Source organism: Pseudoalteromonas sp. P1-26, assembly GCF_001401795.1.
Lineage (GTDB): Bacteria > Pseudomonadota > Gammaproteobacteria > Enterobacterales > Alteromonadaceae > Pseudoalteromonas.
In genome coordinates this window covers 113711-139619 of record NZ_LKDX01000004.1, presented here as the reverse complement: position 1 = coordinate 139619, position 25909 = coordinate 113711, and the positions used below count along the sequence as shown (strand labels likewise).

The 25909-nt window shown below is 40.6% G+C and carries 25 protein-coding genes; 8 read left to right on the top strand and 17 right to left on the bottom strand.

The features are described from left to right. Positions 1 to 60: 60 nt before the first annotated feature. The gene (locus tag AN394_RS04105) at positions 61 to 942 is read right to left on the bottom strand and encodes a LysR family transcriptional regulator (protein ID WP_082401569.1); all 882 of its coding nucleotides are present in this window, start codon (positions 940 to 942) and stop codon (positions 61 to 63) included. Between the two features lie 110 nt (positions 943 to 1052). Here AN394_RS04105 and AN394_RS04100 point away from each other — a divergent pair, with 110 nt between their 5' ends. Both AN394_RS04100 and fghA read left to right on the top strand, forming a co-directional pair. Further along, positions 1053 to 2174 (top strand): S-(hydroxymethyl)glutathione dehydrogenase/class III alcohol dehydrogenase, encoded by a 1122-nt coding sequence (locus AN394_RS04100; RefSeq protein ID WP_054561612.1) that lies wholly within the window; start codon positions 1053 to 1055, stop codon positions 2172 to 2174. 55 nt (positions 2175 to 2229) lie between these two features. Continuing rightward, entirely contained in the window at positions 2230 to 3066 is an 837-nt protein-coding gene (gene fghA, locus AN394_RS04095; protein WP_054561613.1) for an S-formylglutathione hydrolase, read from the top strand. A gap of 14 nt (positions 3067 to 3080) precedes the next feature. Here fghA and AN394_RS04090 read toward each other — a convergent pair whose 3' ends face one another. The 3 genes from AN394_RS04090 to AN394_RS04080 form a co-directional block, all read right to left on the bottom strand. Next, complete coding sequence (locus tag AN394_RS04090; protein ID WP_055020863.1) at positions 3081 to 3389, bottom strand: hypothetical protein; 309 nt, start codon at positions 3387 to 3389, stop codon at positions 3081 to 3083. After that, positions 3379 to 3723, bottom strand: a complete 345-nt coding sequence (locus AN394_RS04085; RefSeq protein WP_054561615.1) for a hypothetical protein — start codon at positions 3721 to 3723, stop codon at positions 3379 to 3381. Before AN394_RS04085 ends, AN394_RS04090 begins: the two co-directional genes overlap by 11 nt. Positions 3724 to 3798: 75 nt before the next feature. Beyond that, complete coding sequence (locus AN394_RS04080) at positions 3799 to 5292, bottom strand: BCCT family transporter (protein ID WP_235576237.1); 1494 nt, start codon at positions 5290 to 5292, stop codon at positions 3799 to 3801. 227 nt (positions 5293 to 5519) lie between these two features. Between AN394_RS04080 and AN394_RS04075 the strand changes: the two genes are divergently transcribed. Continuing rightward, positions 5520 to 5936, top strand: coding sequence for an MgtC/SapB family protein (locus AN394_RS04075; RefSeq protein ID WP_054561617.1), 417 nt, complete (start codon positions 5520 to 5522; stop codon positions 5934 to 5936). A 4-nt stretch (positions 5937 to 5940) separates the two neighbouring features. On the opposite strand, the gene AN394_RS04070 is transcribed toward AN394_RS04075, so the two are convergent. Together AN394_RS04070 and AN394_RS04065 are read right to left on the bottom strand one after the other, a co-directional pair. Continuing rightward, positions 5941 to 7017 carry an energy transducer TonB gene (locus AN394_RS04070; RefSeq protein ID WP_055020862.1) on the bottom strand — a complete coding sequence of 359 codons (1077 nt, stop codon included), beginning with the start codon at positions 7015 to 7017 and terminating at the stop codon, positions 5941 to 5943. A 101-nt stretch (positions 7018 to 7118) separates the two neighbouring features. Next, positions 7119 to 9017, bottom strand: coding sequence for a beta-ketoacyl synthase (locus AN394_RS04065; RefSeq protein ID WP_055020861.1), 1899 nt, complete (start codon positions 9015 to 9017; stop codon positions 7119 to 7121). A 127-nt stretch (positions 9018 to 9144) separates the two neighbouring features. On the opposite strand from AN394_RS04065, the gene AN394_RS04060 reads away from it, so the two are divergent. Continuing rightward, on the top strand, positions 9145 to 10155 hold the full coding sequence (locus tag AN394_RS04060) for a GlxA family transcriptional regulator (RefSeq protein WP_055020860.1): 1011 nt from the start codon (positions 9145 to 9147) through the stop codon (positions 10153 to 10155). 105 nt (positions 10156 to 10260) lie between these two features. After that, a complete protein-coding gene (locus AN394_RS04055) occupies positions 10261 to 11472 on the top strand; it encodes an ATP-binding protein (RefSeq protein ID WP_152968914.1) in 1212 nt (403 codons plus the stop codon). 10 nt (positions 11473 to 11482) lie between these two features. Here AN394_RS04055 and AN394_RS04050 read toward each other — a convergent pair whose 3' ends face one another. The 10 genes from AN394_RS04050 to AN394_RS04005 form a co-directional block, all read right to left on the bottom strand. Then, positions 11483 to 11923, bottom strand: a complete 441-nt coding sequence (locus tag AN394_RS04050; RefSeq protein WP_055020858.1) for a GNAT family N-acetyltransferase — start codon at positions 11921 to 11923, stop codon at positions 11483 to 11485. A 3-nt stretch (positions 11924 to 11926) separates the two neighbouring features. Further along, positions 11927 to 12223, bottom strand: a complete 297-nt coding sequence (locus AN394_RS04045) for a hypothetical protein (protein ID WP_055020857.1) — start codon at positions 12221 to 12223, stop codon at positions 11927 to 11929. A gap of 122 nt (positions 12224 to 12345) precedes the next feature. Beyond that, positions 12346 to 12840 carry an MgtC/SapB family protein gene (locus AN394_RS04040; RefSeq protein ID WP_054551426.1) on the bottom strand — a complete coding sequence of 165 codons (495 nt, stop codon included), beginning with the start codon at positions 12838 to 12840 and terminating at the stop codon, positions 12346 to 12348. A gap of 30 nt (positions 12841 to 12870) precedes the next feature. Then, a complete protein-coding gene (locus AN394_RS04035; RefSeq protein ID WP_055020856.1) occupies positions 12871 to 13974 on the bottom strand; it encodes a GNAT family N-acetyltransferase/peptidase C39 family protein in 1104 nt (367 codons plus the stop codon). Next, entirely contained in the window at positions 13974 to 15368 is a 1395-nt protein-coding gene (locus tag AN394_RS04030; RefSeq protein ID WP_054561625.1) for a RimK family protein, read from the bottom strand. Before AN394_RS04030 ends, AN394_RS04035 begins: the two co-directional genes overlap by 1 nt. Before the next feature lie 198 nt (positions 15369 to 15566). Further along, complete coding sequence (locus AN394_RS04025; RefSeq protein WP_054561626.1) at positions 15567 to 16043, bottom strand: transcription elongation factor GreAB; 477 nt, start codon at positions 16041 to 16043, stop codon at positions 15567 to 15569. 76 nt (positions 16044 to 16119) lie between these two features. Continuing rightward, complete coding sequence (gene secF, locus AN394_RS04020; protein ID WP_055020855.1) at positions 16120 to 17040, bottom strand: protein translocase subunit SecF; 921 nt, start codon at positions 17038 to 17040, stop codon at positions 16120 to 16122. Further along, the gene (gene secD / locus AN394_RS04015; protein WP_054561628.1) at positions 17037 to 18848 is read right to left on the bottom strand and encodes a protein translocase subunit SecD; all 1812 of its coding nucleotides are present in this window, start codon (positions 18846 to 18848) and stop codon (positions 17037 to 17039) included. The genes secF and secD overlap by 4 nt, the downstream gene beginning before the upstream one ends. 73 nt (positions 18849 to 18921) lie before the next feature. Continuing rightward, on the bottom strand, positions 18922 to 19293 hold the full coding sequence (locus AN394_RS04010; protein ID WP_152966934.1) for a hypothetical protein: 372 nt from the start codon (positions 19291 to 19293) through the stop codon (positions 18922 to 18924). Positions 19294 to 19491: 198 nt separating this feature from the next. Next, a complete protein-coding gene (locus tag AN394_RS04005) occupies positions 19492 to 20538 on the bottom strand; it encodes an NAD(P)-dependent alcohol dehydrogenase (RefSeq protein ID WP_054561630.1) in 1047 nt (348 codons plus the stop codon). 209 nt (positions 20539 to 20747) lie between these two features. Here AN394_RS04005 and AN394_RS04000 point away from each other — a divergent pair, with 209 nt between their 5' ends. From AN394_RS04000 to AN394_RS03990, 3 genes are all read left to right on the top strand, one after another. Continuing rightward, on the top strand, positions 20748 to 22490 hold the full coding sequence (locus AN394_RS04000; protein WP_055020872.1) for an ABC transporter ATP-binding protein/permease: 1743 nt from the start codon (positions 20748 to 20750) through the stop codon (positions 22488 to 22490). 74 nt (positions 22491 to 22564) lie between these two features. Then, positions 22565 to 23278: a YebC/PmpR family DNA-binding transcriptional regulator gene (locus AN394_RS03995; RefSeq protein ID WP_054561631.1), complete on the top strand. Its 714-nt coding sequence runs from the start codon at positions 22565 to 22567 to the stop codon at positions 23276 to 23278. Positions 23279 to 23331: 53 nt separating this feature from the next. Further along, the gene (locus tag AN394_RS03990) at positions 23332 to 24606 is read left to right on the top strand and encodes a protein kinase (protein ID WP_054561632.1); all 1275 of its coding nucleotides are present in this window, start codon (positions 23332 to 23334) and stop codon (positions 24604 to 24606) included. Between the two features lie 35 nt (positions 24607 to 24641). Here AN394_RS03990 and AN394_RS03985 read toward each other — a convergent pair whose 3' ends face one another. Then, positions 24642 to 25778, bottom strand: coding sequence for a sterol desaturase family protein (locus AN394_RS03985; protein WP_235576236.1), 1137 nt, complete (start codon positions 25776 to 25778; stop codon positions 24642 to 24644). Between the last annotated feature and the right edge of the window lie 131 nt (positions 25779 to 25909).

Sequence of the window (25909 nt, the reverse complement as noted above, 5' to 3'; positions counted from 1 at the left end):
TATGCGCTCATATTAGCATAGATTTAGCTAGCATGGGATGCGCGAAATTGTAAAAAATAATTATAAATCTGATACTTGAACAGTAGCAACCAGATGGTCAAGTAATGCTTTTACATTGGTTGCGATAAACTGCCTTGGTGGATACACCCCCCATACACCTTCAGGTGCCGGTGCAACATTCGAAAGTACAGCACTCAACCTGCCATTGGCTAGGTGGTCATTGACATAGTAATCTGGTAGTTGCACGATGCCTAACCCTTTTATTGCAGCGTCAACCAATGCCCAACCACTGTTACAGGCCAAACGCCCTGCCACTTTGATGTGCTTATCTTGACCCTGCTCTTTTACCCGCCAGTAACTGTTATTACCAATCAGGCAATTGTGCTGATGTAATTCACTCACACTGTGTGGTTGGCCGAATTTATTGATATATTCAGAGCTACAACAAATAACAAGCCTGCGCTGACTAATGCGCCGTGCTTTTAAAGATGAATCTTTTAAATGACCAAGGCGAATAGCGAGATCATACCCATCTTCTAGTAGATTGACTTGCTCATTGCTTAAATGGCTGATCACTTCAATATCTGGGTGCTTTTGCATAAACGAATGTACCGCAGGCATGATGAAACTTTCACCATACATCACAGGAGCTGTTAGTTTTATACTACCTTTTGGTGTCAGTTGCTGCTCTGCAAGCAGTGCCGTGGCATCATCCATGGCATGCTGTAATTGTTTAGTTTGATGCGCAAACACCTGCCCTTCTTGCGTTAGCACCACTTTACGGGTTGTTCGGGTTAACAATTGTGTGTTTAATCGCTCTTCTAATTGACTCACATACCGGCTTACATGGGCCACAGACATACCCAGTAGTTTACTTGCTTTTGTAAAACTGCCTGTTTCTGCTACCGCTAAAAACTCATCAATTCCGTGCCAACGATTCATTATTACCATACTGTAAAAGTGTTTTAATAAAACGAAGATTATCATTCATTGAGAAACAAATAAAATAGACTAAGTTTAATACTTACTTCCAACAACTATAAGGGAACGTTATGACTGATTTTATCAAATCAAAAGCGGCTATCGCTTGGGGTCCAAATCAACCACTATCAATTGAAGAAGTGGATGTAATGATGCCTAAAAAAGGCGAAGTGCTTGTAAAGATTGTTGCTACAGGTGTTTGTCATACCGATGCATTTACTTTATCTGGTGAAGACCCTGAAGGTATTTTCCCAGCAATCCTTGGCCATGAAGGTGGCGGTATTGTTGAAGCCGTAGGTGAAGGTGTAACACATGTTGAAGTAGGCGATCATGTTATTCCTCTTTACACTGCTGAATGTGGCGAGTGTAAAATGTGTAAATCGGGCAAAACAAATTTATGCTCTGCGGTACGTGAAACGCAAGGTAAAGGTTTAATGCCTGATGGCACAACGCGTTTCTATAAAGATGGTCAACCAATTTATCACTACATGGGTTGCTCTACCTTCTCTGAGTACACTGTATTACCAGAGATTTCACTTGCTAAAGTAAGCAAAGAAGCGCCTCTTGAAGAAATTTGTTTACTTGGTTGTGGTGTAACAACCGGCATGGGTGCTGTTACTAAAACAGCAAAAGTTCAAAAAGGCGATACAGTGGCTATTTTTGGCTTAGGTGGTATCGGTTTATCGGCGATTATCGGTGCGAAAATGGCGGGCGCTGGCCGTATTATTGGTGTTGATATCAACACCAGTAAGTTTGATCTTGCTACTAAACTAGGTGCAACTGATTTAATCAATCCAAATGACTTCGACAAACCAATCCAAGAAGTTATCGTTGAAATGACTGACGGTGGTGTTGATTTCTCATTTGAATGTATCGGTAACGTTAATGTAATGCGTTCTGCTCTTGAGTGTTGTCACAAAGGTTGGGGTGAATCAGTAATCATTGGTGTTGCAGGTGCAGGCCAAGAGATCTCTACTCGTCCTTTCCAACTAGTAACAGGTCGTGTATGGCGCGGTAGTGCATTTGGTGGCGTTAAAGGTCGCTCTGAATTACCAGAGATTGTTGAGCGATATATGAATGGTGAGTTTGCGTTAAACGATTTCATCACACACACCATGAAACTTGAAGATATCAATGAAGCTTTCGACTTAATGCACGAAGGTAAGAGCATCCGTTCAGTTATTCATTATTAATCTTTTAATTTGGCGCTAGGTTGACTCCTAGCGCCTTTGTTTCAAGGATTTGGTTATGCTAGAAAACATAAGCTCAACAAAAGTCAGCGGTGGCTGGCATAAACAATATACCCACCAAGCTAGCAGCACACATTGTGCTATGCGCTTTGCGATTTTTTTACCGCCAGGTGCCAGCGAAACGAATAAAGTGCCAGTGATGTATTGGTTGTCAGGTTTAACCTGTACAGATGAAAACTTTATGCAAAAAGCCGGAGCATTTAAAAAAGCGGCTGAACTAGGTATTGCGATTGTCGCTCCAGATACTAGCCCGCGCGGTGAAAATGTGCCTGACGATGAAAATTACGATTTTGGTCAAGGTGCTGGTTTTTATGTCAATGCGACTCAAGCGCCTTACAATGTGCACTACAACATGTACGACTATGTGGTTTCTGAGTTACCTGCACTTATCGAAGCACACTTCCCTGTGACGACTAAAAAAGCCATTGCTGGTCATTCTATGGGTGGTCACGGCGCATTGATGATTGCGCTTAAAAACCCTAAACAATACGTCAGCGCCAGTGCTTTTAGCCCGATTGTGAACCCGATTAATTGCCCTTGGGGTGAAAAAGCGTTTAGTAATTACCTAGGTAGTGATAAAGCAAGTTGGCTTGAATACGACAGCTGTGAATTGATGAAAAAAGCTACCGCTGATGATTATTTACCGATGCGTATTGATCAAGGTGAGGCCGATAACTTCTTAACTGAGCAACTCAAAACTGAGAACTTATTTGCTGTCGTAAACGAAAAAGATTACCCAGCTGAGATCAACATGCACGCGGGTTATGATCATAGTTACTTCTTTATCAGCAGCTTTATTGACGAACACTTGATGTTTCATCAAAAGTATCTGTGATTAATACTTAATTTTTAGTGTGAGGGCTTAACTTCCTCACACTCTTTAATACTGCGTGTAATTTGCCTGCAAACTAATTGCGGTTGTTGTTCTTTTGGTTTGAGTAAACCAATAACAGCGCTATCAATTTCAAAGCCTAACTTTGCGAATGAAAAGCCCTCAGCATCGGTTACAGTACTGTTAGTTTGATTTGCATTTGTAGTTGCAAGATTTGTTGGTTGTGAGTTTTTTGCATAGCCATCAACTATTGACCCCGCCACTGTACACCCCACTAATTGGTAGCTTACTAAGCAAATAACAAGTTTTGAAAAGCTAATCTTCATTATTAAAACTATCCATTAATGTAGGTCTTTTTTTTGGCTCAGCTTTAACCTCAACACATTCTTTTACTGCGCGACTAATTTGACGACATTTAAGCTCAACGTCTTTGTCTTTACTACCGCTCTCTAGGCCTTCAATAATCGCTTTGTCGATTTCATAACCTAGCATCGTCATGGTCATGCCATAGTTAACTCGGTCATTATCTTTTTTATCTGCATAAGCGCTTGCCGGCTGTGCCTGACTCGTGCGTCCGCCAATTCCATCTGCAACTAAGCCAACTGCAGTACAGCCACTGAGTAAACTTACTGATAGTATTACGTACAAAGATTTAAGCATCGGTCCTCCAATACACTTAAGCTTATTTTCTAAGCATAATAACAAACAGGTAATTTAACTGTAAAAAACTGTAGATTAATCACAAATATCACGAATAAACTCTTTTAAAAACCCAACTAACTGTAATAGGAATATTAACAAGAAAGGTAAAGCGCCTAAAATTGCAACGCTACGATTTAATGGCTCATCTTGTAGCAGTAACAATGCAAAGCTACATATGAATAATGCTAAACACCATGCGTAGAGTGTCACACGGTTATTTTGCTCAGAGCCAACCAGCTCTCTTATGACTAATATTGCAGAGTCTGCGGATGTAGCAACAAATATCAACAGTAGTAATAAGCTTAACCAAATAAACACGGTTCCTTGCCAGTCTAGTTGATTAAAAAATACAAATAAGCCTTGGCTGTAATCTTGTTTTATAGCAACTAAAATGCCCGCTTGGTTAAGTCTATCCCATTCAATTGCTGCCCCCGAAAAGGTCGCAAACCAAATAATAGTCACTAAAGTTGGAATACACACAACCGCCAAAATAAATTGCCAAACTTTACGCCCCTGGCTAATTTTGGCTAGGAACACACCAACAAATGGCCCCCACGCTAACCACCAAAAGTAATAATTATATGTCCAATGAGTGGCCCAATCCGGCGCTTTTAATTGGCTATCGAATTGCCAAGTGCCAGTTGCAAGCAACTGTAAATAGTAGCCTGTTCCATCTAAAGCAATCTTTATAATAGGCTCAATTGGCACCACTAGTAGCAACCAAAAAAGCAGACTAAATGCTAGAAATACGTTAAATATACTTAGTGACTGTACCCCGCGTCGTAATCCAAATTTAACCGACAGCGAATAAATAACTGCTAACAAACAAACGATTAATGAACCCACTAATAAAGTTGAAGTAACCCCCAACTCTATTTCAACGCCTTTACTGATCAGTAAAGTGGAATTAGCTATGGTGCCGACGACACCAAAAAAAATAGCGATTACCGCAATTAACCTTACAATAAACGACACAGTAAATTTTGCAGACTTATCTATGCGATTACCAAGCGCCGTTAAAACAGGGGCACAAATATCTCCTGACCTCCCACTGTATTGCGTTAATCCGCCAAGCACTAGCGCAAATACAGCATAAAGTGCCCAAGCATGAGCGCCCCAATTCACTAGGGTTAAAGCGAGGCTACTGGCTAGTCTATCTGGATATAAGCTTTGTTTAAGTGGTGGGTCGAGTGAATGTAACGCAGGCTCTGCTACGCCCCAAAAAACCAAGCCAGAGCCCATTCCTGCTGCAAACAACATGGCAAACCAGCCAAAGTTTGAATACTCAACAACAGCCTGCTCACCACCTAGTTTACGGCTACCGAGTGGGCTAATTGCTAAAATAATGATGGCAAACAATAAAAAATTCACCAATAAGAAAAAGCTACTACCACTCCATTTTAACAGCATTTGTACAAACGGCTGAACTTGCTCAGTGATAACATCAGGCAAAATCACAGCAATCAGTGCACCAAACATACACAGTGCAAGCGCGGTTTTTTCTAGGGAGGAGGTGGAATGTTTCAATGTGAAGCCTATTTAGTCAGCGTGTTTAGCATACTGTTAGCATGGCTAAAATTCAAACAGCCAAAAGGCTGAAAAAATGACATAGCAGTGCGTAAAAATCGCAAATTATAGCAAGGCATGCTTTTAAAAACCCGGCTACATGTCCCTAGTTTCCTCATTTTATTTAATTTGTTGATCGGGTATTGAAATTGCAAAGCTATCATAATCTTTATAGCAAGGAGCAAAGCATGGACTTTAATATTGATTGGTATGAAATTCTCGATAATTTAATTCATCTAGGTATTGCCTATTTACTTGCCCTTCCAATGGCTTTTGATCGAGAAAAAACCAGTAATGGTGCAGGTCTACGAACATTTCCATTAGTCGCTGTTGCATCATGTGGTTATGCATTAGTGGGCATGTCTGTTTTAACAAGTTCAGAGGCAGAATCAAAAGTACTCGAAGGGATTATCACGGGTATTGGCTTTATTGGCGGTGGTGCCATTTTGAAGAACAAAAACTCTACCTATGGAACAGCCACAGCAGCCAGTATTTGGAACATGGGACTTATTGGCATTGCTGTGGCATTTAGTCGTTACGAAATCGCCTTTTTAATGGCGTTGATTAATTTCGTAACGCTAAGATATGTTAAGCGCTTAAAGTAAACAATTAGCTCGCGTCATATTTTGAGTTAACTATGGCATAGCCAGTTTGTTTAACTTTAATCTCAGCAGGGCTTGCAGATTTAACTAATAAACCGCAGCGTCTGCTTTGCTCATCAATGACATAATTAACCGATTCACTTGCTTCAAGGTCAATGACTTGATCTGCACAGCGGATCTGTAATTTAGAAACATCACTCGCGCCTTCAATTTTGATTGAACCGCGAGATAAAGATAAATATGAAAGCTTATCTTTTGAAACATTGATTTGTGAATTAATCTGCGGTGTTCGCGCCAATAGGTCATCAATTTGCTTGATAGTGGCAAGTTTGTTTTCTTCTGAAAACTGTTTACCCTCGATATTATCTAACGCATAAATAGCATTGTATGCAAGATTAAAATCGCCCTTGAAGCTGTACCATTGTAGAGCACTTTTAGCGACTAAATATTGTATATCTGTTGGTAACTTAGCTCGCAGTAAATAGGCTACAGACAACTGCTCATCAAAGCCAAACCATTGTTGTTGATGATAATAAAATTGGCTTTTCAACCATGCAAATAATGCCTGTTCAGAGGTGTTTTTAGTATGGTCTTTATATAACTCAGCCAATGCTTGCTCAGCTTTTTTAAACTCTTTAGCTTGCAGCATTTTGTTGATTTCATCGTATTCATTAATAAAACCACGGCTCGCTTTATCATTTGAGTAACCATTAAAATACTTACCTACTTCAAATGAAAACAGGTAACCCCCTTCTACGGTTTTGCCTTCTTTTGTGGCAGGTGCAAACTCTAAGTTGGTTAAGTATTTCTCTGCATTTTCTTCACTACCCCGAGTATCAGATGCCATGATCACTTCAATGTCTTTTGCCTTACCTTGTGTATCAACCACATAAGACATTAATGCCCAGCCTTCTAAACGAGAGCCGTTATAACTACCTGGGTAACGTTTGTTTGAATTTTTAACAATATAAGCAGAGGTAGCAGCTTGAACATCAACACCTAAGTCATTGACATCTCGTGCTAAAACCTGTGTTGGTAATGCGATAAGTGAACAAAGTGCAGCGAGTTTTGTGAATTTAATCATGATAATGGCTCCAATTCCCTTTGATAGGAACATTTATAGCACTAAAAAAGGCGCTTTAAAAGCGCCTTGCTGTCAAGAATGTGCTTAAACATGCCTTGATCTTAAAACATATCCTGGTAAGGGTTTGGTTTTGATAATAAAACTTTTTTATCAAAACCTGGGATTGTCATTGAATCTTCACTAATTTCAATGCCATTTTCATCAATTAAGCCATCACCAAAACGATAAATTAGCTCATAATGACCTAAATCAGCGTGTTGTTGATAGTCAGCTTGCGCTTTGGCTACCTGAGTATGACGGTCTTGATATTGCGCCATAACCTCATCACCATGACGCTTTGCTAGCATCTTTAATGTAATTGCCGGTGATAACACAGTCGCAGTTGCGTTATTACCACCAAAGCCTTTTGAGTTAATGAAGGCAATATCCATTGCATCACACTGATAGTGTTCAGTACGAATGTCTAAATGCTCGCTATACACATCATCTGCCACTTTATCGATTGTCGTAATACCCGGCATAATGTTGTGACTAAACACACCTAATGCCATAGCTAATTGATCACCACTGGCTGGAGCAATGGTATGGCCAACATATGCTTTAGGCGCAGCAACCTTCCAATTATCAATTGCAAATGTTTCTGCCACTTTATGATAGATCAGTGATTCTGTTACGCGGTTTTGTGGTGTACTTGAGCCATGTGCCAAAATAAAGCTACGCTTTTGTACCGCTTCTTGGCCAACAATACTGTTTGCTAGTGCAACAGATTTTGCCATCGTGATGTAGTTACCTGGGCCCGGGGCTGTAATTGATTTTTTAATACCATCGGCATTGACGAACACATCTGCAACGCTGCCTAACACATCAGCGCCTAACTCTAATGCCAATGCATCATCCATTAATATAGCAACTTGTGCGCCTTCACCAATTGTAAAACCACAGTTTTCACCAAATGGACGACTTGTACGGCGATGATCAACCACATCTGTATTATCAAGGCGCTTTAGACCTTCTTCATTTGCAAGTGCGCTCATATTGCCAAAACCTTCAACAATTTCAGGTGTAATAGCACACTCAACAGACGCCACAATAGCTACACGCGTACGACCCGCTTGAATATCGTTTACTGCAGCACGTAAGTTATATAAAAAAGTTGCACATGCACCTGATGTAGTAAAGGTTGTACCCACATTGCCTGTTACATAAGCATTGATAAAGTCAGTAGACATAGTGTTTAAGCCAAGTGCAAGCTGTTTTGTACTCACACGATCGCCCTGCTGACGCGCACGTATTAATCCACCAAATCCTTCATCATCAACTTGACCCGCCACAGAAGCTGAGTAAGTGCCAATTTGATCAGGCTCAACACTATTCATCACCTGCTGCCACGCCAGACCTGTCGAACGAATCGCATCGGTTGCGGCAAAGATAGTCGCTTGCAGACCCCTTGGTTGATAACGGCTGTTATACATAGCCGAAGGTTCAAAACCTGATGGTAATTGACCGGCCGCTTTAATTGGATTATCGCGCGTACTGTCATGTTTAATTGCAAGATCAGCGCTAATTGTGACTTTCACTTTTTTATCAGTTAATTCTTCAACCTGCCAAGCACTTGGTACTGGAGTTGGTAAATCACGGCGGCGCGTTTCAAAAACAATCTGCTGTTCATCTGACGCTGTTAACGTCATTTTTTGCTGCCATGGAGTCGCATCCACATCGAAGTGGTTTTTTTCAATTTTACGAATAAGTGTGCCAGCTAAAATTTGTTCACCGAACTTAGCTTCGATGTCTGATTCGGCAATGGTATTGCCTTGGGCATCTTTAAGTACACCTTCAGTAAGAGTGACTAAGTTCATTAATGTCGCTAAGCCTAAAAATGTCTCCTGACGGGCTTTAGCGTCCAAGCTGTCTAACACGATACGACGATAACCTTGATGAAAAGAAGTGCGGCCAGCGGCATTAATACCACCCATACCAACAATAACGGGTAATGCTGTCATAAAAAACCTTGAGAAAACGTGTTATGAGAATTAAGCCAAGTTTAAATGGATTAATTAACACGCTTTATGCTTAAATAGCCAAATAACATGCACAATAGGCCAAAAGCAACTGGTCGGAGCAATTTGAGTGACGAAACTTCAACAAGTAAAAGCCATTGAAATTAGTATTTTGGTTTATCCTCATTTATTAATAACCAGTTTAACCCTGCCTATTGAAATGCTCAGAGCTGGTGAGGCCTTTGCAAAAAGCCATCGTCAGCAGAACGAATTTAAACCTCTAAACATCAATTTAGTGGCAAGTAGTCTAAAAGCGATCCCTAATCGTACTGGGCTTTCAATTATGCCCGATTGCGAAACCGTCACCGCGCCTGCTAGTGACTTGATTATTGTGCCTGGGATTTGGCGAAACCCGCGTCCTGTGGTGAGCAATCAGCAAAGTTTGGTGAACTGGCTTGGTAATTCTTGGCAACAAGGCAGTCATATCATTGGTGTAGGCACAGGTAATTGTTTAGTTGCAGAAGCAGGCTTATTGGATGGCCACCCGGCTACCACCCACTGGCATTACGCAGAACAATTTAAACGTGACTACCCTAAAGTGCAGCTTAAGCCTGATTTTTTCATCACACAGTCTGAGCGCATGTATACAGTTGCGAGTTTAAATGCCCTTGCCGATGTTATTGTGCATATTATTAGTCAATATTACGGACGAGAAGCAGCGCAGCATGTTGAGCGTAATTTCTCCCATGAAATTCGTAAGCCCTATGAAGATCAGCGCTACCTTGAGGGTGCCGTCGATAAACACCCAGACGAACTCATTGCACAAATTCAATTTTGGTTAAAAAACAATTTAACATCTGAACTGACTCTGCAAGAAATTGCAGCACAATTTAGTTTAAGCTACCGCACCTTTACACGCCGTTTTCGCCAAGCCACCAGCCAAACTCCTGTGGAGTATTGGCAACAGTTGCGGGTACAAACTGCAAAAGAGTTATTAGCGTCTTCAAATTTGTCTATTCAAGAAGTTGCACTGGAAGTTGGTTATAACGACCAAGGTCACTTAACACGGGTATTCAAGAAAGTGCTTTCACAAACACCTAGTGAATATCGCACAGTCGTTAGACGAAAACTATTTGGATAAAGCTAAAATGCCGGAATTGTTCTAAGCAAAGGTCAGATTAATCATATTTAAGTTGCTGAATTAAAAATTATTACTAAGCTTTTAGTTAGTTGTATAGGTATTTGTTTGAGTCTAAAAATGTATCAGCTTGATTATGATGAATTAGTGCAAAGTTGGAATAAAACCCTCGAAGTTTTAGCCCTTTTTGCTGATGTACCCGTCGCCTTAGTAATGAAAGTAGAAAACAATATTATTAGTGTGTTTTCAAAAAACAATAACCAAGCAAATCCTTATGAAATTGGTGACAGTGAAGAGTTAGAAGATTCAGGCCTTTATTGTGAGCATGTCGTAAAAACGCAGAACTTACTGAACATACCAAACGCACTTGTTGATGAGAACTGGAAAGAAAACCCTGATATCAAGCTTAATATGATTTCTTATTTAGGTTTACCTATATGTGCAGGAGACACCACCCCATTTGGCACAATTTGTATCTTAGATAGCAAACCCCATGAATATAACGAGCCTGTGATAAAGCTACTCGAAACCATTAAGCAAAGCTTCGAAACACAACTGAAATTATTGTATCAGCAAAAACAAGCGTTTGAGCAGCAACAGTTTGCTGAACTAGCCACTTTAATTAGAGGAATAGCCCACGAGCTCAACACACCACTCGGTAACTGCATTACCGCAGTAGATGTTACTCAACTTGCTGTCAAAGAAACACAAACCAGACTTTTAAAAAAACGACTTAGCCAACAAGCACTGCAAAATACTTTAGAGACATTGATAAATACCAATGAACTACTAAACAGAAACTTAACATCATCTGCTTATAAAATACGTATTTTACAAGATTTGTTGTATACCAAATCACAATCAAGTAAAACAATCATGACGTTAGAGCAACTCTCTGAGTCATTGTATAAACACTTAGAAGAGCAAATAAAACATCGCAGTATCAAATTAGACATTAATTATCAAAACCCGCATAGCCAATTAGAAGTTGAAATAGACTTGCTAAAACAAGTGCTGTTTATTTTATTGCAAAACTCAATTGAGCATGCATTCAACAATATTACAGACCCTTTAATAGAAATTGATATTTTTGATTTTGATGAGGTGTTAAAAATTCACTACACCGATAACGGCACCGGTATCAGCAGTACTGAACTAAGCTCAATTTTCACCCCATTTTATAAAGGTAAAAACAACCAATCAGGTATAGGGCTTGGCCTCAGCATAGCGAAGAAAATAGTTAGCCAACAACTGCAAGGCGATATTTGCGTACAAGAAAGTGATGTAGGCGCCCACTTTTTAATTAGTTTGCCAAAGTAAGCTAAAAAGTTTAAATGTCTTTCGTGAATAAAATCTTACTAGTTTGTGTGCTGCCTCTGTCTTCATAGCCTGTTATGGCATAACCATTTTTGATAAGCATACTTAGCATTGCAGGAAAACGGTTCATCGACTTAACCTTTATGGTTAGGTAATTGTTGGCTTTAACCCATGCTTCTTGCGCGTTTAATAAAGCCTTTGCAATGCCCTGCCCTCTACATTTTGGTGCAACCGCCCCAAGCCAGCTATAGAAAGTGTTTGAATCTAACGCATAACCCAGTTTATATGCCACAGGCTCATTATCGATATAAGCCACTAAAGCTAGGTGGTCAACATCTGCACACTGTGCTTGTAATTTACTAAGGGTATTTCGGCCATCAAACTCAGGAATTTGACTATCGACAAGTAACAAATCTTCTAAACTAGCTGGCTTAATTATGTAACTTTTTTCCATTCGCTACTTTGTTGTATGAGTGCTTGAATACATGATCAAATTTTGTTGCTCTATTTGTTTGTATAAAGCAACTCGCTTTTGGATTAATACAATTTCATCTTGTATATTTGTTTGTAATTGTAGATATATATCTTTGTTCTTTTCCGTTTTCAATGCAATTTCAACTTTAGAAAGTTGTTCATTTAACTTAGTAATGTGCATTAGCGCAGATTGATAGTATTCAGTGTTTGGTACAATCGCATTAACCGTAGAACTTATAACAAAACACAGTGGAGTCAGAATAAACAAGAGTAATTTCATATATATAAATCCCTTTTTTATGCCTTATGAAACAAAGTATATCAATACCAAAAAGCATTTAAATACTATGGTTAGAAACTCACTTCTAACTTCTAAATTCTAACCTCTATTACCTTCTAACTTCACTTTTCTTTTCGATAATACAACTTTGAATAGCGTTTTACACGGGCATGTACACCGCGCCCTAAGCTCTTAAATTTAGCTTCAAGTACATCTACGCCATATAAAATACCTACCACTAGTACTGATAGCTTTATCGCAGCGAGTAAGTTATCAGTAGCAATAACAACACCAATTGATGCTAATACCCAAATTGTCGCAGCAGATGTTACACCAACTACCGCGCCATCTTTTGCAAGCATCACCCCTGCACCTAAAAAGCCGATACCAGTAATGATCTGGCCAACTACACGTGAATGATCAATATCTTCCCCATGCAACATAAACGCTGTTGATAGAAACAAATAAGTACCTAACACAATGAGCGCTGAAGTACGAATACCCACAGGTTTGCCGCGTAATTGACGCTCCATACCAATAATTGCGCCGCAAAATGCAGCGCTACCAATTGCTGACCAAGAATAAGGGGCGATATCAAATAAACTACTCAGTGTCACTGCACTTCCAAATCAAACTAACAATCAAAATTATAAATAAAAGGCCATCGCAGTACTGAGACGCGATGAACCAAAACTAGCCATTTTAGTAAAATCGGCTTTAGCTATTGGCACATGCTGACAATCAATGGCCAATTGTTTTTCGTTTTCACAAAACGGGTCATGCACGTACAAGCAATGCTCATCAATATGCGTTACACACACCCAGTGCGGTGACTTTTTACCATCAAACCGATAAGTGCTGATCAATAACACCACCGCTTTACCCTCAGCAAGCCAATCTTCAATGTTAGCCAAGGTTAACTCTTGGTACCTCACAGGCAATTTTGCAGCTATCGCTTCGGCTACAAACTGATTGTGTACGATATGCAAAATGGCTTTTTTCTTTTCGCTTCTTACCCCGTCAATAAACAAGGTATCACGGGTATTTAAAATAGCATCAGCTTTAAAGCCACGTTTCATTGCAGCAAGTGCTAACCCTAGAGGATGACAACCGCCATGCCCTGAAGTCATGAAAATAGTAGTAGCTTCACGCCATATATCCAGCTCTTTAAGTTGACTCATTGCGGTATCATTCAATGATGACATTGCCATTAATAACGCCGCTGGGCCACAGGTAAATTCGGTAGTTTGCTGGTACCAAGGTGTGTGTTTATCGGCATTAAATTCGATATTACGACGAATGTTTTTTTGCATTCGATGGGCATCACTATGGTCATCATAATAATCACTATAATGACCAAACACCTGGTAACCCAGTTTTTCATATAAACGAATTGCTGATTGGTTGTTTACCGCAACTTCTAAACGCATGTATAAACGGCCCCGTTTAGCCGTTTCATTTTCAAGCGCAAGTAGTAACTTTGAAGCAATACCTTTACCTTGCTGAGATTGCAAAACCGCCAGTGAATATAACCGAGCAAGCCGCGTTCCTTTGTGACACCACACTAAACCATAACCAACCAGTTGATTATCTACCTCAGCCACCATCAGTAAGCCGTGGCTTGCGCTGATCCAGCGTTTTAAACTACGGCTACTTAATCTATCTTGGTTAAAGCTTTGCTCTTCAATGACGACAAGAGCCGTCAAATCCGCAGCCTTAGCAAAGCGGATTTGACAAACAGATACGTTCATTAACCGCGGCCTCGTGCTTCTAGGCGTTGTTTAAACTCATCCATAATGATCATATAAAGCTCATCACCTAAATAGGCATCTTCGACTTTGTGGTCGATACTCGGGTTGTCATTCACTTCTAACACGTATGCTTTACCTTGATGCTCTTTAACATCAACGCCATACAAACCTTTACCCACCGTTTTGCAGGCTTTTAATGCTGCATCAAGTACCACTTTAGGTAACTCAAACGTTGGCAAGGTTTCAAAGCCACCTGAGAAAAATCGTTTTGCATCATGGTTGTATATTTGCCAGTGATTACGCGCCATTAAATAACGACACGCATAAATTGCACGGCCATTTAACACCCCGACACGCCAATCATATTCGGTGTACATGTACTCTTGTGCTAGCACAAGTGCGCTGAACTCAAACAGTTCTGTTAACTTAGCAACTAACTCATCACGATTAGCGACTTTAAATACGCCTTTTGAGAAAGAGCCTTCTGGCATTTTTAATACCAGTGGGTAGCTGAAGTTTGCTTCTAAACTTTCAATTGTCTCTTCACTTGTATCAGCTACAACGTGAGTTTTTAAACTTGGCACTTTTTGATAATTAAAGGCATCGTGCAAATACACTTTATTACAACAGCGCAGTATTGACTCTGCATCATCAATGACCACTAACCCTAAGCTTTGTGCTTTACTCGCTAAACGATAGGTTGGATGGTCGATGGCTGTGGTTTGGCGAATAAATAACGCATCAAATTGTGCAATATTGGTAATTTCATCAAATGTCAGTGCTTGGGCATAAATACCATGTTTAGCGGCTGCTTTAATAAATTTAGCAATGGCATCTTTATCACTTGGCGGCACCTTTTCTTGGTGATCAACCAATATAGCCATATCCCAACGGTAACGACGTTTTTTATCGTGAATGCGCCATACAGACATCGTAAAGCTACTGAGTTGTTTTACAAACTCTGTAAAGCCAGTTTCATCTAATGATGCAATTGTGCCTTGCTTTACAACACCTTGCTCATCACACACCAAAATAGGCGCTGGATATTGCGAGAATAATGCTTTGGTTGCCTTACTTTGCTGCTCTTTATCTGTGTGACCAAAAAAGACAGTGCCACCAGCAAGCGCTTTATGACGCGTGCTGTGCTCATCGCTACGTAGCGCATTAATTGTTTTTACACTCGGTAATACCTGGTGCTTTCTTGCTTCAGCAAGCAAAGAACAATAATAACCTTTACTTAAATACTGCCCTGTATCACACAAGTTTAAAATGCGTGTTTTTGGCTCATTATGTTTTGGGTAATCACGTAAGTAGGTGTCAAAGGTAATGACATTTTCGAAATTTTGAGCAATACGTTGCTCATTGTTATCAACCACAATCAAGGTTTTAAACACGACTTTTCCTAAATTAAGTCTTATGAAAAAATGAAAACACCCAGCCAATTAAGTGAACGCATGAGGCTAAACTTCACTTAACTAGATGGGTGCTTATAAGCATTAAGCTTGATGTGATTTATAGAGGTTTTTTTGCTTTGTGACCAACGAGATATTTTTTACTTGAAGATGAAATTTACTGATTAAAAATACCAATAATTAAATTAACTGTTCTATGGCGTACAACTGTTTATTGCCAGCAATAGAGAGTTCAACTTCATCATCAAGGCTCTTTCCAATCAATTGCTTACCTAACGGCGCTTCTCGTGTCACAACATAAATAGGCTGTTCTTTTACGGTGACTATTAAGCCACCTGCACTTGGGCCCATAAAAAACCACTTTGCGTAATCTTGTTCATCGACAAGACACACTAATGCACCTTCACGAACCTTATTAAATTCGCTTTCTTTAAACACCGTATTGAATGCCTGAATATCACGGTAGCACTCATTAACTCGTTCAGCTTGCCCTTGCGCTAGATAAGCAGCCTCTAAACCCAAGGTATCGTATTGGGTTTCAGCAACACTTTCTTCGTGGGTTGCAGCGTCATGAGCCGCTTTTGCCGCTGCTTTGGCGTTTTGCAGTTGTGCCTCTAGCGCAAAGCGTAAATGTTCAATTACGTGTGTTTTATTCATATCAAAGCAGTTAAAACAGAAAAGCCGCTATTCTATGGAAAAATAGCGGCTGATGAAAGTAAGTTATAAAACTGACTTACGGCATATCCATATAGGCTTTGGTTTTATCATCCAGTGTTTGGGTGTAATTTTCTGAACTTAACCCCAATAACTGCGGCAAGGTAGCGGCGATACAAATCGATGAGAAGGTTCCCACCACAATGCCTGCAAATAACGCAATGGCAAAGCCCGTTAATGCAGCACCAGCAAGCAACCAAATACAGGCAATGGTCGCAAGTGTTGTGCCTGAGGTGATCAATGTACGCGTTAACGTAGAGCCAATTGCATCATTAATCACAACATGGGTGTTAATGCGTTGATTGTCTGGCTGAATACGTAAAAGCTCTCTAACTCTGTCACCAACAATAATTGAGTCATTTAATGAATAACCAATAATAGCCAGTAAACTCGCCAGCACGGTTAAATTAAACTCAAGCCCAAGTAAGGAAAACAAGCCCAGCACTAAAGTTAAATCATGTAACAGTGCAACCACTGAACCTACCGCGAGTCGCCATTCAAAGCGCACTGCTAAATAAACCATAATTGCAATCAGCGCCGCAAATAAAGCTAAACAACCTTGTTCAAAAAGCTCATCACCCACTTGTGAGCCTAAAAATGAGCTAGATAATACGCTATACTCTACACCTTGGTCATTCAGCTCTGCTTGCCAAGTACTGGCTTTGCTAGCCTCTGGTGCTTCTCTTAAAACAAAGTGATATTCACCTGCTTTAGTGATGGTTAATTTGCTCGCAACCTCGGGGCTTAACTTTGCCTTTAAATCAGCAATTGTCGTGACTGACGTTGTGTTGATTTCAGTGATGTAGCCACCTGTAAAATCAAGGCCAAAATTTAGTCCTTTTACAGATAAAACACCTAGGCTTGCGATGACTAAAACACAGCTTAGCAATAACCCTAAAACGCGTGCTTTACTCGCTGCAGTTAATGTTGACCAACTCATGCTTTAGCCCCCGTCAAATTGGTTAGTTTAATGTAGAGTGTTTGGCTAAGCGCTTTTGAAATATAAACGCCAGTAAAGACACTGGTTAATAGCCCAAGCGCTAATGTGATTGCAAAGCCTTTCACCGGTCCATATCCAATGGCGTATAGGATAATTGCTGTGATCATGGTTGTTACATTGGCATCAAAAATGGTCGTAAATGCTTGGTTATAGCCTTGTTCAATCGCTTGATAAGTGGGTCGACCTTTACGTTTCTCTTCTTTTATTCGCTCAAAGATAATCACATTTGTATCAACTGCCATACCTATCGTTAGTACAAGCCCTGCAATACCTGGCAGTGTCAACACAACACCCGGCAATAACGACATTAAACCAACTAAAGCCGTTAAATTAAGGAGTAAAGCAATATTGGCAATCAATCCTAAGCGACGATACCAAAGCGCCATAAATGCAAGGGTAATACCGATGCCCAGCATTAACGCAGCTAAGCCGTGTTCAATGTTTTCACTGCCTAAGCTTGGGCCTATGGTTTGTTCTTGTACAATGGTCACTGGCGCTGTGAGTGAACCTGCGCGCAGTAAAAGCGCTAAATCGTAGGCTGCTTGCGGGCTTTTCATATTAGTAATACTAAAACGAGAACTTAAATGCTGGGCAATGTTTGCCACATTGATCACTTCGCTTTTTTTAACAACGTCGCCATTTGCATCCCGTGAGTATTCCGAATACACCGTGGCCATAGGCTTACCTATATTGTGCTTAGAAAATGCAGACATCGCATCGCCACCTTGCGAATCTAAACTAAGCTGAACTAAAGGCTTGCCCCATTCATCTTTGCCAACACTGGCATTATTAATGTGATCACCTGAAAAAATCGCAACAGGGTTTAAATTAACAACGCCACCGCCTTGCACATTAAACGCTTTACCTCCTACTTCGACGACCTGATAAAAATCGAGGGTCGCAGTTGCACCAATAATACGCTTAGCTTCAGATGGGTCTTGCACACCGGGTAACTCAATGCGAATACGCTGCTTACCTTGTCTTTGCGTTACCGCTTCAGTGATACCAAGCTCTTCAATGCGACCACGCAGGGTTGTTAAGCTTTGCGCCATAACTTGTTTATTAAATTCGCTTTGGCTTTGCTCGTTAAAATGTAGTAATACCGTAGTTAGGTTATTCGTTGTTGATTTAGTTTGCATCAGGCCTTTGAATTGACCTTGCAACGTTGAAACAAGCCCTGAGAGTTGCTCCTCGGAGCTTGGTAAAATTTGTAGCTCAACCCCTTCTTTGACTTCACTTGCCCGGATCCCACGGATTTTGTCTTTACGAAGCGTCAATTTAGTTTGTTGATACACACTATTTAAGTACTCTTGCATTGCTTTATCAAGGTCAACATCAAGCACAAATAACACCCCACCATTTAAATCGAGTCCCAATTTAATCGGTGATAGACCCAGCTGCTGGAGCCATTGCGGGCTTGTCGCATGCTCAACAATTTTAGCCTCTAGTTGTGGATATTGTGTTTTGATAAAACTCAGCGCATTGGCACTTTGAGTCGGCTCAGCTAATAAAATAGCCAGCTGTGCTTGGCTATCATTGGCTTCAGTCACTTCAAAACCATGTTGATTTAGTGATGTTGTCACACTTTGCAGCGTCACAGTTTGATCTGGCAAGCTAATGTGCAACCAAGATTTGTTAGGGTAAAGGTTAGGTAGTGCACTAACCGCTAATAAAAAACACGCCGCTATCATAGCGACATAACTCATTTTTAGACGACGCCATAGCGCCGGCTTTGATTTATGTGACATACATGACTTCCTTCCGGCATTGTCAGCCGGTAAATATTTAATTAAAAAAATAAAAAGTAACGAAGGAAGTCGTTTAGCTATGGTAGGTGGTATTGGCTTTGTACAAGAGGTTGGCGTCTTTCCAGCCACTAATGCGGGATTTTCGTTGAGTTGCTAATGCAAACCATGGGAGTACACGCACTACACCTGGCGGCGCTAAAAAGTGCTCTTTTCTCCAGTCTTCAGCAAAGAATTCAATTAATAACTCGTAATCAGGGTCAACCTGACTGTGATAAAGAAATAATGATGAATTACTGGCAGTTAAACGCGGCACTAGGGTATCAAACCCGGATGGTTCTACCGGTTTAGGATGTTCAACTGTATGAGTTTGGGAAATAACTGGGGTTTTAGTCAGCTCGACTTGGAACAATTTAGTCGCAGCAAAGTGTGAGTGCGTGTCAGGCATAGCCATGCTCTGTGCGCTAAAGAACACAGTAAATAGCAAGATAATGACTGAGAAAAACCGTAACAAGAACTGACCAATAAATTAAGTGGATAACAGGGATATAATGAGGGCAAAAAAATAAAACACAAGTTATTACTTAAATAAAAGTGACTAAAACAAAAGCGGGCCTAATTAAGCCCGCTTAGTAATTTAACTTTGTTAAACTTCTAATGATGACATATCGATAACAAAGCGTGAGGCCATATCACCTTGCTTTAACTTATCGAATGCGTCATTTATTTGGTCCATTTTAATCATTTCAACTTCTGGCAGAATATTATGCAGTGCACAGAAATCGAGGATTTCTTGAGTTTGCGCTATACCACCAATCAATGAGCCAGCAACACGGCGACGTCCCATTAATAATGGCACTGAGTTAGTTTCTTCAAGTTCACCCACTTGACCAACCAATACTTGCGTACCATCAATATCTAAAAGCGGAATATACGGCGTAAAGTCGTGTTTTACCGGAATGGTATTAATGATCACATCAAATTGATTTGCATGCGCTTGCATGGCAGCTTCATCGCTCGATACCAATAAATCTTTTGCGCCATAAGATAAAACCTGCTGTTTTTTCTTATCACTACGGCTAATTGCCGTAACATGTGCGCCCATTGCAGCTGCGATTTTTATTGCCATATGACCTAAACCACCTAGCCCAATCACACCAACACGGCTACCTGGGCCGACATTCCACGTGCGTAGTGGCGAATAGGTTGTGATACCCGCACATAAAATTGGTGCACATTTAGCAAGGTCTAAGCCTTCAGGCACGCTCAATACAAACTCTTCACGCACCACAATGTGTTTTGAATAACCACCTTGAGTGAGCTCACCACTAATGCGGTCTTGTCCTGAGTAAGTTCCTACCATCCCTTCGCGACAAAACTGCTCTTCACCGTTATGACACTGGTCACAGCTTAAACAGCTATCAACCATACAACCCACAGCAACATTATCGCCCACTTTATATTTTGTAACGCCGCTGCCTACTTCAAGGACGCGACCAACGATTTCATGGCCTGGTACCACTGGGTACTGAGTCCAGCCCCAGTCGTTTTCTGCGGTGTGTAAGTCAGAATGGCACACGCCACAATATAGAATTTCAATTGATACATCTTCATCACGAAGTGCACGGCGTTCAAAATGATACGGCTCTAATGGTTTTTCAGAATCATGTGCTGCATAACCGACGGTTTTCATGCTTACTCCTTAGTTTTCTTCGTGTTTTACTCATGCATTAACTAATTTGCTAATGCGCTGGTGTATAATGCATTCAGTATAGAGGTAAGTTAACAAATTACACTTGCCTAAAACACGAAAGCTTTTGCCTATTTTTATCAAATTGATTTTAAGAGACCCTCATGCGTGGAATGAGCCGCAAAGAACAGGTGACGAGATCGCCTGATGCAATGAACCTATCACAAAGCATAAAAACACTCTGGCCCTATTTAATGACCTTTAAAGGCCGGGTTATTTTAGCCATCTTAGCGCTTATTGCTGCAAAAGGCGCCACATTGCTGATGCCTTGGGCACTAAAAGAAATAATTGACGCGGTTGATGCGAGTATCAACCCGCTATTAAGCGTTCCTATTGCCTTGCTGATCGCCTATGGTTTACTGCGCTTTGCCAGTGTATTTTTTGGTGAAGTACGCGATGCGTTATTTGGCCGTGTTACTGAGCACGCAATGAGACATATTGGCTTAAAAGTTTTTAAACACTTGCATAGTTTAGAACTTGCCTTTCATCTTGACAGGCAAACAGGCGGTATCAGTCGCGATATAGAGCGTGGCACAAGTGGCCTCAGCTTTTTAATGCGCTTTTTGATGTTTAACATCGTGCCAACGCTATTTGAAATAATCACAGTAGCCATTATTTTTGCAACCTTGTTTTCACCTTGGTTTGCACTGGTCACATTAATTGCGGTTGCTAGTTACATTGCTTTTACTGTGATTGTAACTCAGTGGCGTAACCGATTTATTCGTGAAGCAAATGCTGCCGATAACAACTCAAACACCCGTGCAATCGACAGCTTACTAAATTACGAAACCGTTAAGTACTTCAACAATGAACACTATGAAGCGAGCACCTACGACGGCTTTTTAGCTAAGTGGGAACAAGCGAGGCTAAAAAATCGTTTATCGTTACTTGCGCTTAATTCAGGGCAAGCACTTATTATTGCCGCGGCTATTACAGCGCTAATGTGGCTAGGTGCCAGCTCAGTGGTCAACAAAGAGCTAACAATAGGTGAGCTTGTGATGATCAATGCTTATATGATCCAGTTATTTTTACCGCTTAACTTTTTAGGTTTTGTTTATCGTGAGATACGCCGTGCGCTGACTGACCTTGAAAACATGCTGGGGCTGTTAAATCGAAAAGCCGCTATTAGCGATGACAAAGATGCAAAACCATTAAATGCAACCAAAGCAGCTATCCGATTTGAAAATGTGTCGTTTAGTTACGACAAACAAAGGCCAATTTTAAATAACTTAAGCTTTGAGGTTACTTCTGGCAGCAAAGTGGCGATTGTGGGTGCCAGTGGCGCAGGTAAAAGCACTCTAAGCCGCCTGCTCTACCGTTTTTATGATGTTGATGCAGGTAAAATTTATATCGATGAGCAAGCAATCAACACTGTGACACTTGAAAGTTTGCGCCAAGCAATTGCCATCGTACCGCAAGATACCGTGCTATTTAACACCAGTATTCGCGAAAACATCGCCTACGGAAATCCAACGGCAAGCGAAGATGAAATTGATAAAGCCATAAACCTTGCCCATTTAGATGGATTTATTGCCAGCCTAGATAAAGGCGATAAAACCCTTGTTGGTGAACGCGGTTTAAAAGTATCAGGCGGTGAAAAACAACGCATTGCAATTGCCAGAGCCATTTTAAAAGGTTCACCGATTTTATTATTTGATGAGGCAACATCGGCGCTAGATTCGCATTCAGAGCAAGCTATTTTAAGTGCGATGCGTGAAGTCGCACAAAGACATACCAGCTTAGTCATTGCGCATCGTTTATCAACAATTACTGACGCTGACAAAATTATTGTTATGAAACAAGGACAGGTTGTTGAGCAAGGTCAGCACCATCAACTGCTTGCAGCAAATGGTGAATACGCACGAATGTGGCAGTTACAGCAAAGCGATGAATAAACACTGTTAACTAGTAGGTTAAATGATTAGAATAACCGCTTTATTTTTATCTATAACAAAAAGGCAACACGCAGATGGGCAGAGCTTATCAAAACAAAAAAGACTCAATGGCAAAAACTGCGGGTGCAAAAACCAAAGTTTATTCAAAGTACGGAAAAGAAATTTATATCTGCGCTAAGAATGGTGGTGTTGATCCCGATGGCAACTTAGCGCTTCGTCGCTTAATTGAGCGTGCTAAGAAAGACCAAGTACCTACGCATGTAATCGAGCGTGCAATCGATAAAGCCAAAGGCGGTGGCGGCGAAGATTATGTAGCAACTCGCTACGAAGGTTACGGCCCGGGCAACTGTATGATCATTGTTGACTGTTTAACCGACAACAACAAACGTACCTTTGCTGACGTACGTGTTTGTTTTACAAAAGCGAATGCAAAAATTGGTGCGCAAAACTCAGTATCACACTTATTTGATCACCTCGCTATTTTTGTATTTGATGGTGATGATGACGAGGCTGTTTTAGAAGCACTAATGATGGCAGATGTAGATGTAACAGATGTAGAAGTTGAAGACGGTAAAGTGACTGTATTCGCTCCACACACTGAGTACAACAATACCCGTACAGCACTTGAAGAAATGGGGATTACTGATTTCCACGAAGATCTAATTGCTTTTGTGCCGCAAGTAGAAGCCCCCATTGAAGGTGAAGACGTTGAAGTCATGGAACGCTTTTTAGCCATGCTAGAAGACTGTGACGACGTACAAAACGTTTACCACAACGCACAGTTTTAATTAAAAAGGCCAACCAAGTTGGCCTTTTACCTTTTAGCCCAAAGGAATCAACATTGAATACCCTCGAAGAGTTAAAAGCCGGTTCTCTACAAGGTTGTACACGGCTTCAGCTTGTTGCAGAACTAACCGAATTGCCAAAAGAAATTTATACCCTAGCCGATACGTTAGAAATCCTCGATTTATCTAATAATCAGCTAAGTGATTTACCTGACGATTTTTACAAATTAAAAAATCTCAAACGGCTGTTTTTATCATTTAATCAGTTTAAACATATTCCAGACGTGCTAAGACAATGCCCAAACTTAATCATGGTGGCATTTAAAGGTAATCAAATTACTGAATTTAAAGCGCACTGTTTACCAACGAAGATTGAATGGCTGATCTTAACTGATAATCAAATTCCTGCTTTACCTGATACATTTGGTGAGTACAGCAAGCTTAAAAAGCTCTCACTGGCAGGTAATCAGTTAACTGATTTGCCAGCTTCGATGGCTAATTGTAAAGAGCTTGAGCTAATCCGTTTAAGTGCCAATAAGCTTACAAAAGTTGAAGATTGGCTTTTAGCTTTACCGAAACTTGCTTGGCTTGGCTTCTCTGGTAACGATTTAAATCGCTCAACTAGCTTACACTGTGAGCAGTTTAGCAAAATTGCACTGGATGAATTCGAAGTTAAAAAGCAGATTGGCCAAGGTGCGTCTGGGGTCATTCATTTGGCCAATTGGCATCAACGTCCTGTTGCCCTTAAGTTATTTAAAGGCGAGATCACCAGTGATGGCTATCCACTTGATGAGCTAAATTGTTGTTTAAAAGCAAGTGAGCATCCAAATCTCATTAAAGCATTGGGCTATGTCGATGAAGAGTCACAACTTGGTTTAGTGATGGAGCTTATCAGTAAAGAGTTTAGTAATCTTGGTTTGCCCCCCTCTCTTGCAACTTGTACCCGTGACACATTCGAAGACAACAGCCAGTATTCTCCAGAAATGGTACTAAAAATTGTCAAGCAAATGGCAAGTACCCTCGCCCATTTGCATCAAAAACAAGTAAGCCATGGTGACATTTATGCCCATAACAGCATGATCAATTCACATGGCGAGTTATTATTTGGTGACTTTGGTGCGGCAACTGACTTATCAATGCTGACACCTAATCAACAGCAGCTATTAGAAGGCATTGAAGTACGCGCCCTTGGTTATTTCATCGATGATTTACTGACTGTAGTGAGTGAAGAAAACGACATTACCAACATGCTTACTGACATAGCTCAAGAGTGCTTAGTACTCAACTCTGACAAACGCCCTCGCTTTTCTGAGCTAGTTTCGCGATTATGAGTGTAGATAATTATAAATAAAGCCTCAGTGAGGCTTTATTTTTGCTTTTTAAACGGGAACACCTGCTGCTTTAACATTCCTTCGGGCATGTAATCGCCAACTACACCATATTTATCGGGCCACTCTGCTTGACCTTTTACAGCAGTACCAAATAGATAATCTAAAAAAGAAAAATGCGCGGCATAGTTACGGTCAATGGCCGCTTTATCAGATGAATGATGCCAATGATGAAACTGAGGCGTAACCAGCAAATACTTTAGCCAACCAAACTTCACCCGAACATTAGCGTGGTTAAACACAGCCTGAAAGCCAACAATAATGACATATAGGCTAATAACATCCGATGGAAAGCCGAGCACAAAAATAGGTGTGAGCACTAAGCTACGCGTCACGAGTATTACTAAAATATGCTGACGAGAGCCTGCAAGCCAATCCATTTCTTTTGCACTGTGATGCACAGCATGAAAACGCCAAAGCAGGGGTACTTCGTGATAAGCTCTATGCACAAAATACTGCATTAAATCGGCCACTAAAATAATTAAAAATAACTGCAGTACAAATGGCAGTTGAATAATAAAGCCTTGTACAGTATCAGACACAGCCCAGCCAAATGCGTGATGCACGAACTGATTGGTAGCCAGCAATACAAAACCAATAATTAAGTGATTAACAAAGAAATGGTTTAAATCACCCTGCCACTCAGAGCGGAGAATTTTTTGTTCTTTACGGTGCGGCAGGAGCTTCTCAATTAGAATAAAAATCAGTGTGGAGCCAAGTAAATCAAGAATGAACCAATCAAGCCCCAAGTACGGCGTATTATCTCTAAAATCACCCACTTCAACATTCGGCCCACCAAATGCAATAGCAAGTAAGATCAACACCCAAGCCGTTGCACCGAGCCGCTTATTAGTATTACGAACAAAGTTCAACAACCCTAAACTGCCTGAAATAATCAATGCCACAAACATCAGCTGGCGTAAAAACTCGACACTGTAATTTTGCCTGAGCTCTGGGGTCGTTAAGTACTCTGGAAAATGAAATGCTAATACCCCTAAACAGGATAAAATCGCTAAGAAGCAAGCAATGTAGCCACTGATATTGCCTTCACCCACTTGAAACTGCTCAGCCCTAAATAGCCGATGATAAAGACGTGCCATAATATAAAAATCCATTTATCAATTTTTTGCAGCTTAACACAGAAGAATTTAGGAACAAATATCCGCTAGACCATTACTATTATGTGTACATAACCAGTTATTAGCGAATAACTGTCTAAGATTATTGAATATCCATATCCCTATGA

Excerpts from the sequence above, each read along its gene's own strand:
- AN394_RS04105 (WP_082401569.1), bottom strand. The coding sequence starts at position 942 with ATGAATCGTTGGCACGGAATTGATGAGTTTTTAGCGGTAGCAGAAACA.
- AN394_RS04100 (WP_054561612.1), top strand. The coding sequence starts at position 1,053 with ATGACTGATTTTATCAAATCAAAAGCGGCTATCGCTTGGGGTCCAAAT.
- fghA (WP_054561613.1), top strand. The coding sequence starts at position 2,230 with ATGCTAGAAAACATAAGCTCAACAAAAGTCAGCGGTGGCTGGCATAAA.
- AN394_RS04090 (WP_055020863.1), bottom strand. The coding sequence starts at position 3,389 with ATGAAGATTAGCTTTTCAAAACTTGTTATTTGCTTAGTAAGCTACCAA.
- AN394_RS04085 (WP_054561615.1), bottom strand. The coding sequence starts at position 3,723 with ATGCTTAAATCTTTGTACGTAATACTATCAGTAAGTTTACTCAGTGGC.
- AN394_RS04075 (WP_054561617.1), top strand. The coding sequence starts at position 5,520 with ATGGACTTTAATATTGATTGGTATGAAATTCTCGATAATTTAATTCAT.
- AN394_RS04070 (WP_055020862.1), bottom strand. The coding sequence starts at position 7,017 with ATGATTAAATTCACAAAACTCGCTGCACTTTGTTCACTTATCGCATTA.
- AN394_RS04065 (WP_055020861.1), bottom strand. The coding sequence starts at position 9,017 with ATGACAGCATTACCCGTTATTGTTGGTATGGGTGGTATTAATGCCGCT.
- AN394_RS04050 (WP_055020858.1), bottom strand. The coding sequence starts at position 11,923 with ATGGAAAAAAGTTACATAATTAAGCCAGCTAGTTTAGAAGATTTGTTA.
- AN394_RS04045 (WP_055020857.1), bottom strand. The coding sequence starts at position 12,223 with ATGAAATTACTCTTGTTTATTCTGACTCCACTGTGTTTTGTTATAAGT.
- AN394_RS04035 (WP_055020856.1), bottom strand. The coding sequence starts at position 13,974 with ATGAACGTATCTGTTTGTCAAATCCGCTTTGCTAAGGCTGCGGATTTG.
- AN394_RS04025 (WP_054561626.1), bottom strand. The coding sequence starts at position 16,043 with ATGAATAAAACACACGTAATTGAACATTTACGCTTTGCGCTAGAGGCA.
- secF (WP_055020855.1), bottom strand. The coding sequence starts at position 17,040 with ATGAGTTGGTCAACATTAACTGCAGCGAGTAAAGCACGCGTTTTAGGG.
- secD (WP_054561628.1), bottom strand. The coding sequence starts at position 18,848 with ATGTCACATAAATCAAAGCCGGCGCTATGGCGTCGTCTAAAAATGAGT.
- AN394_RS04010 (WP_152966934.1), bottom strand. The coding sequence starts at position 19,293 with ATGCCTGACACGCACTCACACTTTGCTGCGACTAAATTGTTCCAAGTC.
- AN394_RS04005 (WP_054561630.1), bottom strand. The coding sequence starts at position 20,538 with ATGAAAACCGTCGGTTATGCAGCACATGATTCTGAAAAACCATTAGAG.
- AN394_RS04000 (WP_055020872.1), top strand. The coding sequence starts at position 20,748 with ATGAACCTATCACAAAGCATAAAAACACTCTGGCCCTATTTAATGACC.
- AN394_RS03995 (WP_054561631.1), top strand. The coding sequence starts at position 22,565 with ATGGGCAGAGCTTATCAAAACAAAAAAGACTCAATGGCAAAAACTGCG.
- AN394_RS03985 (WP_235576236.1), bottom strand. The coding sequence starts at position 25,778 with ATGGATTTTTATATTATGGCACGTCTTTATCATCGGCTATTTAGGGCT.